The sequence below is a fragment of the Pseudomonas sp. KH_040 genome, from assembly GCF_057839305.1.
Window position 1 is genome coordinate 129,242 of the sequence record NZ_CM174487.1, and the last position, 15,177, is coordinate 144,418.

Sequence of the window (15,177 nt, forward strand, 5' to 3'; positions counted from 1 at the left end):
ATGTTGATTTCTAGTCTTTGACTAGATCGTTCTTTAAAAATTTGGGTATGTGATAGAAAGATAGACTGAACGTTACTTTCACTGGTAACGGATCAGGCTAAGGTAAAATTTGTGAGTTCTCTTAATTGAGAAATTCGAATTTTCGGCGAATGTCGTCTTCACAGTATAACCAGATTGCTTGGGGTTATATGGTCAAGTGAAGAAGCGCATACGGTGGATGCCTTGGCAGTCAGAGGCGATGAAAGACGTGGTAGCCTGCGAAAAGCTTCGGGGAGTCGGCAAACAGACTTTGATCCGGAGATGTCTGAATGGGGGAACCCAGCCATCATAAGATGGTTATCTTGTACTGAATACATAGGTGCAAGAGGCGAACCAGGGGAACTGAAACATCTAAGTACCCTGAGGAAAAGAAATCAACCGAGATTCCCTTAGTAGTGGCGAGCGAACGGGGACTAGCCCTTAAGTGGCTTTGAGATTAGCGGAACGCTCTGGAAAGTGCGGCCATAGTGGGTGATAGCCCTGTACGCGAAAATCTCTTAGTCATGAAATCGAGTAGGACGGAGCACGAGAAACTTTGTCTGAATATGGGGGGACCATCCTCCAAGGCTAAATACTACTGACTGACCGATAGTGAACTAGTACCGTGAGGGAAAGGCGAAAAGAACCCCGGAGAGGGGAGTGAAATAGATCCTGAAACCGTATGCGTACAAGCAGTGGGAGCCCACTTTGTTGGGTGACTGCGTACCTTTTGTATAATGGGTCAGCGACTTATTTTCAGTGGCGAGCTTAACCGAATAGGGGAGGCGTAGCGAAAGCGAGTCTTAATAGGGCGTCTAGTCGCTGGGAATAGACCCGAAACCGGGCGATCTATCCATGGGCAGGTTGAAGGTTGGGTAACACTAACTGGAGGACCGAACCGACTACCGTTGAAAAGTTAGCGGATGACCTGTGGATCGGAGTGAAAGGCTAATCAAGCTCGGAGATAGCTGGTTCTCCTCGAAAGCTATTTAGGTAGCGCCTCATGTATCACTGTAGGGGGTAGAGCACTGTTTCGGCTAGGGGGTCATCCCGACTTACCAAACCGATGCAAACTCCGAATACCTACAAGTGCCGAGCATGGGAGACACACGGCGGGTGCTAACGTCCGTCGTGAAAAGGGAAACAACCCAGACCGTCAGCTAAGGTCCCAAAGTTATGGTTAAGTGGGAAACGATGTGGGAAGGCTTAGACAGCTAGGAGGTTGGCTTAGAAGCAGCCACCCTTTAAAGAAAGCGTAATAGCTCACTAGTCGAGTCGGCCTGCGCGGAAGATGTAACGGGGCTCAAACCATACACCGAAGCTACGGGTATCACCTTCGGGTGATGCGGTAGAGGAGCGTTCTGTAAGCCTGTGAAGGTGAGTTGAGAAGCTTGCTGGAGGTATCAGAAGTGCGAATGCTGACATGAGTAACGACAATGGGTGTGAAAAACACCCACGCCGAAAGACCAAGGTTTCCTGCGCAACGTTAATCGACGCAGGGTTAGTCGGTCCCTAAGGCGAGGCTGAAAAGCGTAGTCGATGGAAAACAGGTTAATATTCCTGTACTTCTGGTTATTGCGATGGAGGGACGGAGAAGGCTAGGCCAGCTTGGCGTTGGTTGTCCAAGTTTAAGGTGGTAGGCTGAGATCTTAGGTAAATCCGGGATCTTAAGGCCGAGAGCTGATGACGAGTGTTCTTTTAGAACACGAAGTGGTTGATGCCATGCTTCCAAGAAAAGCTTCTAAGCTTCAGGTAACCAGGAACCGTACCCCAAACCGACACAGGTGGTTGGGTAGAGAATACCAAGGCGCTTGAGAGAACTCGGGTGAAGGAACTAGGCAAAATGGCACCGTAACTTCGGGAGAAGGTGCGCCGGTGAGGGTGAAGGACTTGCTCCGTAAGCTCATGCCGGTCGAAGATACCAGGCCGCTGCGACTGTTTATTAAAAACACAGCACTCTGCAAACACGAAAGTGGACGTATAGGGTGTGACGCCTGCCCGGTGCCGGAAGGTTAATTGATGGGGTTAGCTAACGCGAAGCTCTTGATCGAAGCCCCGGTAAACGGCGGCCGTAACTATAACGGTCCTAAGGTAGCGAAATTCCTTGTCGGGTAAGTTCCGACCTGCACGAATGGCGTAACGATGGCGGCGCTGTCTCCACCCGAGACTCAGTGAAATTGAAATCGCTGTGAAGATGCAGTGTATCCGCGGCTAGACGGAAAGACCCCGTGAACCTTTACTATAGCTTTGCACTGGACTTTGAATTTGCTTGTGTAGGATAGGTGGGAGGCTTTGAAGCGTGGACGCCAGTTCGCGTGGAGCCATCCTTGAAATACCACCCTGGCAACTTTGAGGTTCTAACTCAGGTCCGTTATCCGGATCGAGGACAGTGTATGGTGGGTAGTTTGACTGGGGCGGTCTCCTCCTAAAGAGTAACGGAGGAGTACGAAGGTGCGCTCAGACCGGTCGGAAATCGGTCGTAGAGTATAAAGGCAAAAGCGCGCTTGACTGCGAGACAGACACGTCGAGCAGGTACGAAAGTAGGTCTTAGTGATCCGGTGGTTCTGTATGGAAGGGCCATCGCTCAACGGATAAAAGGTACTCCGGGGATAACAGGCTGATACCGCCCAAGAGTTCATATCGACGGCGGTGTTTGGCACCTCGATGTCGGCTCATCACATCCTGGGGCTGAAGCCGGTCCCAAGGGTATGGCTGTTCGCCATTTAAAGTGGTACGCGAGCTGGGTTTAGAACGTCGTGAGACAGTTCGGTCCCTATCTGCCGTGGACGTTTGAGATTTGAGAGGGGCTGCTCCTAGTACGAGAGGACCGGAGTGGACGAACCTCTGGTGTTCCGGTTGTCACGCCAGTGGCATTGCCGGGTAGCTATGTTCGGGAAAGATAACCGCTGAAAGCATCTAAGCGGGAAACTTGCCTCAAGATGAGATCTCACTGGAACCTTGAGTTCCCTGAAGGGCCGTCGAAGACTACGACGTTGATAGGTTGGGTGTGTAAGCGCTGTGAGGCGTTGAGCTAACCAATACTAATTGCCCGTGAGGCTTGACCATATAACACCCAAGCAATTTGCGTCGAAGAGACCAGATTGCGGTGTGTGAAGACGAAACGAACCGAAAGTTCGAAAGACTCACAAAACACCAGCTGTCACATACCCAATTTGCTGAAGCGAGGCCACAAGGCCACGACTCAGTACCCGAATTTCTTGACGACCATAGAGCGTTGGAACCACCTGATCCCATCCCGAACTCAGCAGTGAAACGATGCATCGCCGATGGTAGTGTGGGGTTTCCCCATGTGAGAGTAGGTCATCGTCAAGATTAAATTCCGAAACCCCAATTGCGAAAGCAGTTGGGGTTTTGTTTTAGTAGAAGTAACCGTTTTTGCTGGCTTGTTACCGTGTTGACGGGCCAGATACAGAATTTCTTGACGACCATAGAGCGTTGGAACCACCTGATCCCATCCCGAACTCAGAAGTGAAACGATGCATCGCCGATGGTAGTGTGGGGTTTCCCCATGTGAGAGTAGGTCATCGTCAAGATTGAATTCCGAAACCCCTGTCTGCTAACGCAGACAGGGGTTTTGTCATTTCAGGACCTGCACAACCAATGATCAAACAGCTTTACGTGCCTTGCTGATACGTCGAGCCTGCCATTTGCGCCACCAGATGTAGACGCCAGTCCCCGACAAACCCGCCATCAAAATACCTAACACCGCGATCATTACCTGCCCTGTAACTCCAATGATCCGTCCTCCATGTATCGGTAACTGCAACCGATAAAATTGCTCTCCCAACGTTCCCTGCCCAGCAATCTCCTGCCCTAACAATCGCCCGTCCGTACCATGAAAGAACAACCAGGATTTGCCATGGGCTTCGGTGTCGTGCTGTCCAAAACCAGCGCCGTAGAAGTTGTACTCAAAGCTGTAATACAACTCCCCGATCGCCGCTGTCAGTCCTAACCTTTTCCCCTCCTGCAACGCCCTCTCATACGCCTGTTGATAACTCAATTGCGTCACCCCCAACTGTGAAGGGGTCATTCGCCCTCGAGCCTCGTAGACGCTCGGTTCAATCGGTGAAAACAACGAAACCGCAGGCTTGAATACCTGGCTCGGCAAGTTCATGGCGACGCTGCTGACAGCGATCGGCAGGAGCAACAACCACAGCCACAACCCCCCAGCACGATGTAGATCGAAGTTGAGCCGATAGGCATGCCCACCCTTCACCTTCCAGGCGGTCGACCACTTTTTCCAGAATGGCTTTCCTCGCGGCAATGTCAGCCACAGCGCAACGAAGCAATCGATCACCCAGGCAATGGCAACCAGACCCATCAACAACAATCCCCAATTACCCGGCAACGTCAGGTTGTAGTGGAACTCAAGAATGAACGGGACAAAATTCTCCCGTTGAAAACAGCACTCCCCCCAATACCTCTGGCCCTTTTGCTCAGCACTCACCGGATCCAGATAGAACACCTGATTACGCTCAGTGAATGGCTGGCCGGTCCCCGGATCGTTACGCGGGACCATCGCAAGCAACGCGGTGTGGCCCGCCTCATTCGGGTACTCCATGTACCAGACCTGCAACTTTGGATGGGCACTCTGCACGGCATCAACCAAATCACCGGGCGGCAGTCGCTCACCCACTGCAGACGCCGCATAAAACTGCGGATTCAACCATTCATCCAGCTCATGATTGAACGCCAGAATGCTTCCCGTGACCCCGGCAAGCAGCAAAAAAACTGCGGTGGCCAAGCCGATATAGCGATGCAACAACACCAGAAACGCACGCATGAGAATTTCCCCACAGAAACGACAAAGCCAGCCCCTGAAAAATCAGAGGCTGGCTTTTTTATGCACAGGACGAAAGGTTTAGAACTGGTAGCTCACCGTCGCCGCCACGTTGCGCTCTTCGCCCATGTAGCAGAAGTTCAGGCTTGCGCAGGAAGCGACGTAGGACTCATTGGTCAGGTTGTTCGCGTTCAGACGAACATCAACGCCCTTCAAGCCGACCTTGCCCAAGTCATAGCCAATCGAGGCATCGAACAGCGTGTAGGAAGGCACCTTGAGGGTATTTTCCGCATCGGCCCAGCTGTAGCCGACATAACGCACGCCGCCGCCGAGTCGCAGGCCATCGAGTGCCGCGTTGTCGAACTTGTAGTCCGCCCACAACGACGCCATATGACGCGGGGCCTGTGTCGGCGAGTTGCCCTTGTTCTCGATTACGTCTGTCGGCGTACTCAAGGTGCTGACCATCGACTTCGAGTATTCGATATCGGTGAAGGTGTAGCTGCCGAGGACTTTGAGGTTATCGGTCAACTGCATGTGCGCTTCCAGTTCCAGACCCTGAGAGCGGACGGCACCGACCGCACGATAGAAGTTTTCCTGCGGCAGTTTGGTCGCCAGATTCTCCTGATCGATGCGGAACAGCGACGCGGTGAACAAATTGTCAGTGCCTGGCGGCTGATACTTCATACCGACTTCCCACTGTGTTCCGTCGGTAGGTGCCAAAGGATTGCCGGCGCTGTCAGCATAGGAGTTCGGGTTAAACGACTCGGAGTAGCTGATGTATGGCGCCAGTCCGTTATCGAACAGGTACAGCGCACCCGCACGGCCAGTTAGCTTGGTGCGGCGATCATTGATCTCTGTGTCAACCGGACGCCCGGCTTCAGCGATACGGTTTTCGTCCGAAGTCTCGACCCAGTCCTGACGCAGGCCCAGCGAGAAGCGCCACTTGTCCATCTCGATCAGGTCTTGCAGGTAAACCCCGGTCTGCTCCAGACGCCGCAGGTAACTGGTTTCGCCATACATATCGACCGTCGAGTTGCCGTACACCGGGTTGAATGCATTGATCGGTGCAAGACCGCCGCTGGTCCAGTCGACCACGGTTTTGCGCCGCTGATAGTCGGCGCCCATGAGCACCGTGTGTTTGGTCGCGCCGGTGAAAAATTCAGCCTGGAGCATGTTGTCGACGATAAACGCATGCAGACGCTCATCCCCGCCGGTGTAATAGCGGTTCAGCTCGTTGCTGCTCGGCGAGGTCCAGCCATAGGCGTAGACCTGATCCAAGTTTACTTTGGAATCAAGGTAACGGAAATTCTGGCGAGCGGTGAAGACGTCGTTGAAGCGATGTTCGAATTGATAACCGAATGATTGCTGATCACGGGAATAGCCATCGACGCCCGGTTCGCCTTCGAAGAAATGCGGCGAGATGCGGTTGCCATTGCGCTGATGAATGGTGCCGTCGGCCGGTACACCGCCGTGGTAGCCGCCATCCGGATCGTGTTGCAGATACGCCTGCAACGTCAGCGAAGTGTCTTCACTGAAATCGATACTCAACGTCGGTGCGAGGGCGAAGCGTTTTTCTTTGTTGTGGTCGAATTGCGTGTCGGACTGATCCGTTAACCCGGTCAGACGATAGGCAATACGCTTGTCGTCATCGACCGGGCCGCTGAAGTCAAAACCGACCCCGCGCTGCCCCTGCGTGCCGAACGTGGCTTGCACCTGATGGTAAGCCTCGTAGAGCGGTTTTTTGCTGGTCAGCGCCACCAGGCCGCCAGGCGAACTGCGACCGTACAGCACCGACGAGGGTCCCTTGAGAATGTCGACGCGCTCAAGAAAATACGGATCGACTTGCATGGTGCTGTAAGTACCGCTGTCACCCATCGACTTGAGGCCGTCGAGGTAGATGTTGTCGACCGAGCCGTCGTTGAAACCGCGCATCGCCACATAGTCATAGCGATGGGTCGCGCCGTACGGATTGGTCAGCACACCCGGCGTGTAACGCATTGCCTGCGAGACAGTCTGCGAGCCTTGGTCATCCATTTGTTCGCGAGTGACCACCGATACGCTTTGCGAGGTTTCCAGCAACGCCGTACTGGTCTTGGTGGCGATCTGGCTGTGCGTGGCGTTGTAGCCATCCATGCTGCCCAAGGCGTTGCCGAGGGCGAAACCTTTGATATCGGTGGTTGGCAGGGCCAGCGCTTCGGTTTCAGCGAGCGGACGCAGGACGTAGCTGCTGCCATCCTGGCTGACCGCTTCCAGACCGGAGCCACCGAGCAAATGGCTTAACGCCTGATCGGTCGAATATTCACCCTGTACGCCCGGCGATTGCCGGCCCTGAGTTTGCTGCGGGGTCGTCGACAACGTGATGCCAGCCTGACGTGCAAATTGATTCAGCGCCTCACCCAACGGGCCCGCTGCAATGTTGTAGCGATGGCTGAGTTCACTGGCCGCTGGATTATCCGCCATGCTCAAACCGGGCATCACACCAACGCCCAGCACCGTGGAAAAAAGCGCTGCCCGAACGGCGTGGCGCAACAGGCCCGATTCTGCAGTTAAATTCAGAGTGTTCTTACAGGTGGCGCGGACAGTCATTGTAGGTTTCCGTAGGAAGTCGCAAACGCTTGAATTGAAGTGCTTACTGACTAAGCCGGACCTGCAGCGAAAACCCGCCAAAATAATTTCAGGCAACGCGCTCCAGCGTCACCCACCAACGCGTGCGATAGCGCAATTGCACCGGCAACGTCTGCGGCAGAATCGCCAACAGCTTGTCGGTGTCTTCCAGGCGGAATACGCCGGACAGACGCAACTCGGAAACGTCAGACGCACAACTCAGAAAGCCCTGACGATAACGGCTGACTTCGCTGAGAAAATCACCCAGACGCATATTGCGCGTGACGATCAAGCCGTCGACCCAAGCGCCAGCATCCATAGCCAGCGGCGGTGCAGGGCGAACCCGATGGTGATCGATCAGATAACTCTGCCCGGCCAATGCTTCCACCGAAGTGCCGCCGGAGCGGATCGCAACCTGACCATGGGTGACGCTGAGCCGAGTGCAATCATGTTCCTGACGCAGGATGAATCGGGCATCGAAAGGTTCATAAGTACCGTGACGGTTTTGTATCCGCAGCGGCCGATCAGACGGCGCGCCCTCGTCGGAGCCGCCACAGGTGACAATAATTTCGCCGCGCGTCAGTTTGATCAGCCGCTGCTGTGCGGTGTAATCCAGATCCACTGCACTCGCGGTGTTCAGTTCGATCCGCGTGCCATCCGGCAACTGAAAGCCGCGCCGCTCGCCCGTCGCCGTAGCGTAATCGGCGCTCCATTGCTGCCACGCGGCCGTGTCTTTGGCCAGCCACGCGGCGGAGCCCATCAGCAATGCGCCAGACAACAGCTTCAAGGCCTGTCGCCGGCCAAGACCCTGAGCACTGTTTTCCAGGGTGTTGAACGCCACTTGCGCACCGGGCACCGCACGCAGGTTATTGCTCAACTCGGCTTGCAGCGACTGCACCCGTTGCCAGGCCAGTTCGTGCTCATGGTGTTCGGCGCGCCACTGTTCGCACTGGCGATTCAACCGCGGGTTGCCATGGTTGTTGCGCAAGCGCAGCAGCCAATGGATGGCTTGTTTGACTACGTGCTGTCGAGGCTCGGCGCGGCGACCGACTGAGACGTTATCCACCGGCATCAGCTTTCATACCGCAGCACATAGCAGTGATACAGGGCATCGGCGACGTAACGTTCAACCGAACGCAGGGAAAGCCCCATCTGTTCGGCGATCTGCTTGTGGGTTAAACCTTCGCACTGCGCCAGCAGAAAGGCCTGACGCACCTTCGGCTTCAGTCCTTCAAGCATGCGCGCGATGCTCTCCAGCAATTCGATCACCAGCGCCCGGGCTTCGGCACTCGGTGTTTCTGCTTCAGGCAAATGGGCGATCGTTTCGAGATAGGCACGTTCGATTTCCTCTCGGCGCCAATGATCGATCACCAACCCACGTGCAATCGTGCGCAGGAAGGCGCGAGGCGACTTGAGTTCGAGGCGTTCGGTGCGCTGCAGCAGGCGCAGGAAAGTGTCCTGCGCCAGATCCGCCGCATCTGCCGCATTGCCCAGCCGCGCGCGCAGCCAAGCGTTAAGCCAGCCGTGATGACTACTGTAAAGCGCCTGTACTGCAAACTCAGGTGAGGACATCAACGCCAACGTCACAAATGATAATTACTCGCATTGTCATCAAGGGTTACGAAATTTGCAACTGCCACCCGAACATCAACCCTGAAAAACATCGGGGCGAACGCTCTGGCACGCCGTTCGGCGGGAATCCTGCAGAAACGCCATCCATTTCCCGCTCAACCCTAAGATTTCTCCGACACGTGCCGACAGACTGGTGAGACATGCGTGCACCAAATCAGAGCAGCCGTTAGAACGCTGCCTGCGCTGTACATGGAATGTTGCATCCGGAACGCATCCCCACTTTTGGCATAAGAAGTCCCATGAAATGAATCTCAAGTTCAGCCATAAAATCCTGTTGGCCGCCTCGGGCGTCGTGGTCCTGGCGTTCGCGCTGTTCACCCTCTACAACGACTACCTGCAGCGAAACACCATTCGCCAGAACCTTCAGTCCTCCGTGCAGCAGGCCGGTGACCTGACCGCCAGCAGCGTGCAGAACTGGATGAGCGGGCGGATTCTGGTGCTGGAAAACCTCGCGCAGAACGTTGCCCATCAGGGCAAGGACGCGGACTTCCCGGGTCTGGTCGATCAACCAGCGTTCACTTCGAACTTCCAGTTCACCTACGTCGGTCAAGCCAACGGTGTGTTCACCCAGCGTCCTGACGCGAAGATGCCGGACGGCTACGACCCGCGTCAGCGTCCTTGGTACAAACAAGCCGTGGTCGCTGACAAAACCATGCTGACGCCGCCGTACATGGCAGCGGTTGGCGGGTTGGTGGTAACCATCGCCATGCCGGTGAAAAAGAACGGCGAGCTGCTTGGCGTGGTCGGTGGTGACCTGAGCCTGGAAACCCTGGTGAAGATCATCAACTCGGTGGACTTCGGTGGTCTTGGCCACGCGTTCCTGGTCAGCGCCGACGGTCAGGTGATCGTCAGCCCGGACAAAGATCAGGTCATGAAAAACCTGAAAGACATCTACCCGAACACCAGCGTGCGCATCGAGAAGGGCAACCAGAACGTGGTGCTCAATGGCCAGGAACGTATTCTGTCGTTCACCCCGGTGAGCGATCTGCCGAATGCGCAGTGGTACATCGGTCTGTCGATTGATCGCGATAAAGCCTACGCCGCACTCAGCCAATTTCGCACCTCGGCGCTGATCGCGATGTTTGTTGCTGTGGCTGCGATTGCGCTGCTGCTGAGCCTGTTGATCAATGTCCTGATGCGTCCGCTGACCACCATGGGTCGTGCGATGCAGGACATTGCTCAGGGCGAAGGCGATCTGACCCGTCGTCTGGTGGTTGAGAGCAAAGACGAATTCGGTGAATTGGGCAGCGCATTCAACCAGTTCGTTGAACGGATTCACGCGTCGATTTCCGAAGTGTCCTCGGCAACCCGCCATGTGCATGACTTGTCGCAGCGCGTGATGGCGTCGTCCAATGCTTCGATCGTCGGTTCCGACGAACAAAGCGCGCGCACCAACAGCGTGGCTGCCGCGATCAACGAGTTGGGCGCCGCCACTCAGGAAATCGCGCGCAACGCCGCCGATGCTTCGCAACACGCGAGCGGCGCCAGCGAGCAGGCTGATGACGGTCGTCAGGTAGTCGAGCAGACGATTCAAGCGATGACCGAGTTGTCGCAGAAAATCAGCCTGTCGTGCACGCAGATTGAAACCCTGAATGCCAGCACCGACAACATCGGCCACATCCTTGATGTGATCAAAGGCATCTCGCAACAGACCAACCTGCTGGCGCTCAACGCGGCGATCGAAGCTGCGCGTGCCGGTGAAGCCGGGCGTGGTTTTGCGGTGGTGGCGGACGAGGTGCGTAACCTCGCCCATCGCACCCAGGAGTCGGCGGAAGAGATCCACAAGATGATCACGTCGTTGCAGATCGGTTCGCGCGAAGCGGTGACCACGATGAACGCCAGTCAGGCGTCCAGCGAGCAGAGCGTGGAAGTGGCCAACCAGGCCGGTTTGCGTCTGGTCAGCGTGACCCAGCGTATCGGCGAAATCGACGGGATGAACCAGTCGGTGGCAGCGGCGACCGAAGAGCAGACCGCCGTGGTGGAAACCCTCAACGTCGACGTTAACCAGATCAACCTGCTGAACCAGCAGAGCGTCGCCAACCTCAATGAAACGTTGAAGGATTGTGATGCGTTGTCGCAGCAGGCTAACCGTCTGAAGCAATTGGTCGACAGCTTCAAAATCTGACCGCGTTATCGTTCTTCGCGAGCAGGCTCGCTCCCACATTTGGAATGCATTTCCCTGTGGGAGCGAGCCTGCTCGCGAAAGCGGTGGTGCATTCACCGCAAAGCCGAAGCCTTAGACAAACAGCTTCAGCACATTCTCCATCGCATCATCCGCAAACCCCTGCACAAAATCCTTGAACCCCGGCAACGCCTCCTCACCGCCCGAAGCCGGCTCGGCAATGATCGTCCAGGTTGCCCTGGATTTGCCTGTGCCCAGCGCTTCCACATTCATCGCCGCCCACAGATTGGCCACCCCCAACGTGTTGTAAATCGTCGTCCAGGTCATGCTCCGCGCGTGTTCATCGCGGGAGTTGAGTTGCTCGACCACGAGGTTGCCATCCTTGAAGCATTTTTTGCGCAGCGAAGACACGCCCTCGCCGGTTGTTTCGATGTGCGACAGCGCTGGAATGAAACGGTCGAAACCGGCGAAGTTGCCCACCACCGCCCAGACCTGTGCGGCGTCCGCCGGCACTTCTACCGAAGACACAACGTGGCAGCCATGGGGGTTTTTGATCAGGGTATCGGGTTGCAGAGTGCTCATGGTGTTGCTCCTTTTGTTGGATCAGATGAAGTTGATTTCTTTCAGGTAGTCGCAGCCGCGACGCAGCAGCGCCGGGGATTTCTGCGGGTAATGAGCGCCCATCTGCTGTACGCCGGCTTCAGCGTTGGCGTGGCCGATCAGGGAGATGTCGCCGATGTCTTCTTCAAAGCCGTTGAGGTAGAAACCGAGCACGCCGAACAGCGCGTTGTCGGCGTCGACACGCCCGAGTTGCTGCTGCCAGTCGGCGACGCTGACCAGCGCGAACTCGCTGCCGGTTTCGCGGAACGAAGCGACGTAGGCGTCCCAGCTCAAAGGCTCGGGGTTATGCAGATTGAACACCGCGCGGTCAGGCGAATAACGGCTGGCGTGGAAGGCGATGAAGCGGGCGAGAAAGTCCACCGGCATCAGGTCGAAATTCAGCGCGAACGCCGGTACCTGGCCGAGCTGGATCGAGCCTTTGAGCATCAGCATCAGACGGTTTTTGTGCGGCTGACAAACGCCGCTCAAGCTGTTGAAACTGATGTTGCCGGGGCGGTACAGATTGACCCGGACGCCGCGCTCCCGCGCTCGTTCGAGGATGCGCTCGCCGACCCATTTCGACAGGTTGTAGCCGTTGCGAATGTAGATCGGCGGCGTAGGCGCGGCAGGCAATTCCAGCACTCGCCCCGCATCGTCGACCGTACTTGAAGCCGACAGCGTCGAGACGAAATTGAAAACCTTTTTGCTCTGCCCTTCGCACAAACGCAGCAGCGCAAAAATCGGCTCGACGTTGTCTGCCGCCAGGGACTCGTAATCGAGTACGTGATTGACGTTGGCGGCGTTATGCACCAACGCGCCGAACTCACGATCGAGGCGCTGATAATCGTCGTCGTCCAGGCCCAGTTGCGGGCGTGTGATATCTGCCGCGTAAACCCGCACGCGACTCAGATCCAGATGCTCCAGACGGTTTTCCCGCAGTGACTCGGCAAAGCGTTGCGCCGCCGTTTGCCCGCCGCCATCGCGCACCAGACACGCCACTTCGCTGGCGCCCCAGCCGAGCAGCGCCTCGACGATGTGCACGCCAACAAAACTATTGGCCCCGGTGACGATGACCTTGTGCACATCACCCATGCGACTGATCGGCAGTGGCTCGATATCCAGTGCGCGCTCGGCGTCGGCCATGGCTTGAGCGCTGAGCACCGCGCTGTCATCGGTGCCGCGCACCAGTGTCGCGAGTTTGATGATGGTCGGCAGTTCGATGAAGCGGTTGATCGAGATGCTGCGCCCGAACTCCTCACGCAGCCGCAGCAACATTCGCGACAGCAGAATCGAGTGACCACCGAGATTGAAGAAGCTTTCGTCAGTGGAAATATCGCTGGTGGGCAGCTCCAGCAATTCCGCCCAGATCTCCAGCAACAGTGCTTCATCGGCATTCGCCGGCAGGCATTTCGGCCCGCTGTCCTGCACGCTCACCGGCAGTTCCAGCAGCGCTTTGCGGTCGACCTTGCCGTTGCTGGCGAACGGCATGCTCGACAGTTCAGACCACGCCACGGGTTGCATGTAGTCGGGCAAAAACTGCCGGGCGTGAGCCTTTAGCGTTTCGCGCGCGATGTCCGATTGCGGCTGGGCGAGGAACGCCAGAATCCGTCGCTGAGAGTCGATCACCACTGCGATTTGCCGGTACAACTGGCTCTCGCGCAGGCAGCGTTCGATCTCTTCCGGCTCGACCCGGAAGCCGCGAATTTTCACCTGATTGTCGCGCCGTCCGCACAGCTCGATACCGTCCTCGCCCCACTTGGCCATGTCGCCGCTGCGGTAGGCGCGCAGCGTTTGGCCGTCCGGCAAATCCAAGGTTAGATAACGCTCGGCAGTCTGCTGTGGGTTGTTCAGATAACCGAGGCAGACGCCGGGGCCGACGATAAACAATTCGCCGACGGTGTTCTGTGGTACCGGTTGCAAATCGTCATCGAGGATCAGCACCTGACTGTTGGCGATCGGCGCGCCGAGGCTGCGGTTGCTGTCACCCGGTGTGAGCCGGCGGGCGGTGATCAGCACCGTGGCTTCGGTCGGGCCGTAAAGGTTGTGCAGCGTGCCCTGACGGGTCAGTTGCTCGATGACGAACGGCTCGCAGACGTCGCCGCCGGTCATCACTTGCACGCCTTCCAGTTGCTCCAGCGGCAGGATGCTCAACAGCGCTGGCGGCAGGAACGCGTGGGTCAGTTGCCGGCGGCGGATCAACGCGACCAGTTGCAGCGGATCGCGCCGTTGCGTGTCGTCGGGCACCACCAGTTCGGCGCCTTCGAGCAGGGTCGGGAAGATGTCGATCAGCGACGAATCGAAGCTTAGCGACGAGAACTGCAAGACTCGACTTTCTGCCTGCAACTGCACGTAATCGGCGTACCACGCGGTGAAGTGCGCGAGGTTGGCCTGGCTGAGCAGCACACCCTTCGGATGGCCGGTGGTGCCCGAGGTGTAGAGCGCCATGCACGCTGCATCAAGTTCGGGGCGGCGGCGCATCAAAGGTTGGCTGAGATCTGCCTCAGCGCTGTCGATGCGGCTGACGTCCAGCCCCGCCATGGTTTTGCCAAGCGGATGCTCGCCGTCATGCAACAACAGCAGCGCGCCTGCGTTTTGCAGAATGTATTGCTGGCGCTGCAACGGATGACTCGGCTCCAGCGGCAAATACACCGCGCCGCTGCCGAGGACCGCCAGAATCGATGCGAACAACGCCGGGCTTTTCGGCAGGCAGATGCCGACCACCCACGGTTGCGGATGTTGCTCGAGCAAAGGCAGCATTTGCTGTTGAATCGCGCGACTGTAGTCGTGCAACTGGCTGTAGCTGAGCGACTGTTCGCCAAGGTGCAGTGCCGGCCGTTCGGCGTGGCGAATCAAGCTCTGTTGCAGACGCTCGATGACTGGCACTTGCGCCTGTTTCAGCAGCGCCACATTCGCGGTGTCGTTGCGCTGATGGACGTAAGCCAGGTTGTCGAGAAACAGCAGGTTTTCCATCCGCTCGAAATCCGGCGCCGGCACAGATCCGGCCTGCTGAAGATACTCAGCGTCACGGGAGAAGCGGCTGACCAGCAACGCCACTTCGTCCACCACTTGGGTCAGCACCCGCTGTCGCAATGCCTGACCGTTTCCCGATGGCTCATCGGCAATCGGCACGCGGCTGATCAGTGACGAGCCAAGAAAACACAGCAAATCGAGTGACGGCAAACCGCCAAGGCTCTGCACGCCAACACCCAGACGCAGATGCAGATGCGGGATGGCGCAGAAGTCGCCAGCGCCAATGAAGCCATCGTCGATGATCAAATCCACCGTCGATGCCGCAACGCCGCTGCGCTGCAAGGAGTGACCGTGTTGTTCCAGTTCCTGCGCCAGGTCGGTCATGGCCTGGCTGGCGCCAATCAGCAAAATGTCGAGACGTTTCATGTCG

The 15,177-nt window shown here is 57.0% G+C and carries 7 protein-coding genes and 3 rRNA genes; 4 read left to right on the plus strand and 6 right to left on the minus strand.

All coding sequences use genetic code 11. The annotated features are described in order from the left end of the window. The first annotated feature begins 190 nt into the window (after positions 1–190). The 3 genes from AC3IUF_RS00650 to rrf (AC3IUF_RS00660) all read left to right on the plus strand — a co-directional run bounded on the left by AC3IUF_RS00650 (position 191) and on the right by rrf (AC3IUF_RS00660) (position 3,572). Positions 191–3,084 (plus strand): 23S ribosomal RNA (locus AC3IUF_RS00650). Positions 3,085–3,235: 151 nt separating this feature from the next. Then, positions 3,236–3,351 (plus strand): 5S ribosomal RNA (gene rrf / locus AC3IUF_RS00655). Positions 3,352–3,456: 105 nt separating this feature from the next. Beyond that, positions 3,457–3,572: ribosomal RNA gene (gene rrf / locus AC3IUF_RS00660) — 5S ribosomal RNA — on the plus strand. Positions 3,573–3,643: 71 nt separating this feature from the next. Here rrf (AC3IUF_RS00660) and AC3IUF_RS00665 read toward each other — a convergent pair. The 4 genes from AC3IUF_RS00665 to AC3IUF_RS00680 form a co-directional block, all read right to left on the minus strand. Further along, positions 3,644–4,822 carry a PepSY-associated TM helix domain-containing protein gene (locus tag AC3IUF_RS00665; RefSeq protein WP_463543926.1) on the minus strand — a complete coding sequence of 393 codons (1,179 nt, stop codon included), beginning with the start codon at positions 4,820–4,822 and terminating at the stop codon, positions 3,644–3,646. Between the two features lie 78 nt (positions 4,823–4,900). Further along, positions 4,901–7,405 carry a TonB-dependent siderophore receptor gene (locus AC3IUF_RS00670; RefSeq protein WP_489280073.1) on the minus strand — a complete coding sequence of 835 codons (2,505 nt, stop codon included), beginning with the start codon at positions 7,403–7,405 and terminating at the stop codon, positions 4,901–4,903. Between the two features lie 88 nt (positions 7,406–7,493). After that, positions 7,494–8,495 (minus strand): FecR domain-containing protein, encoded by a 1,002-nt coding sequence (locus AC3IUF_RS00675; RefSeq protein ID WP_007918973.1) that lies wholly within the window; start codon positions 8,493–8,495, stop codon positions 7,494–7,496. Further along, positions 8,495–8,995: a sigma-70 family RNA polymerase sigma factor gene (locus AC3IUF_RS00680; RefSeq protein WP_007918975.1), complete on the minus strand. Its 501-nt coding sequence runs from the start codon at positions 8,993–8,995 to the stop codon at positions 8,495–8,497. Before AC3IUF_RS00680 ends, AC3IUF_RS00675 begins: the two co-directional genes overlap by 1 nt. Positions 8,996–9,299: 304 nt before the next feature. Here AC3IUF_RS00680 and AC3IUF_RS00685 point away from each other — a divergent pair, with 304 nt between their 5' ends. Beyond that, positions 9,300–11,180 (plus strand): methyl-accepting chemotaxis protein, encoded by a 1,881-nt coding sequence (locus AC3IUF_RS00685; RefSeq protein ID WP_095113874.1) that lies wholly within the window; start codon positions 9,300–9,302, stop codon positions 11,178–11,180. Positions 11,181–11,291: 111 nt separating this feature from the next. Here the strand turns inward: AC3IUF_RS00685 and AC3IUF_RS00690 are convergent, their stop codons facing one another. Next, the gene (locus AC3IUF_RS00690; protein WP_489280074.1) at positions 11,292–11,759 is read right to left on the minus strand and encodes an SRPBCC family protein; all 468 of its coding nucleotides are present in this window, start codon (positions 11,757–11,759) and stop codon (positions 11,292–11,294) included. A gap of 21 nt (positions 11,760–11,780) precedes the next feature. Beyond that, on the minus strand, positions 11,781–15,173 hold the full coding sequence (locus AC3IUF_RS00695) for a non-ribosomal peptide synthetase (protein ID WP_489280076.1): 3,393 nt from the start codon (positions 15,171–15,173) through the stop codon (positions 11,781–11,783). Between the last annotated feature and the right edge of the window lie 4 nt (positions 15,174–15,177).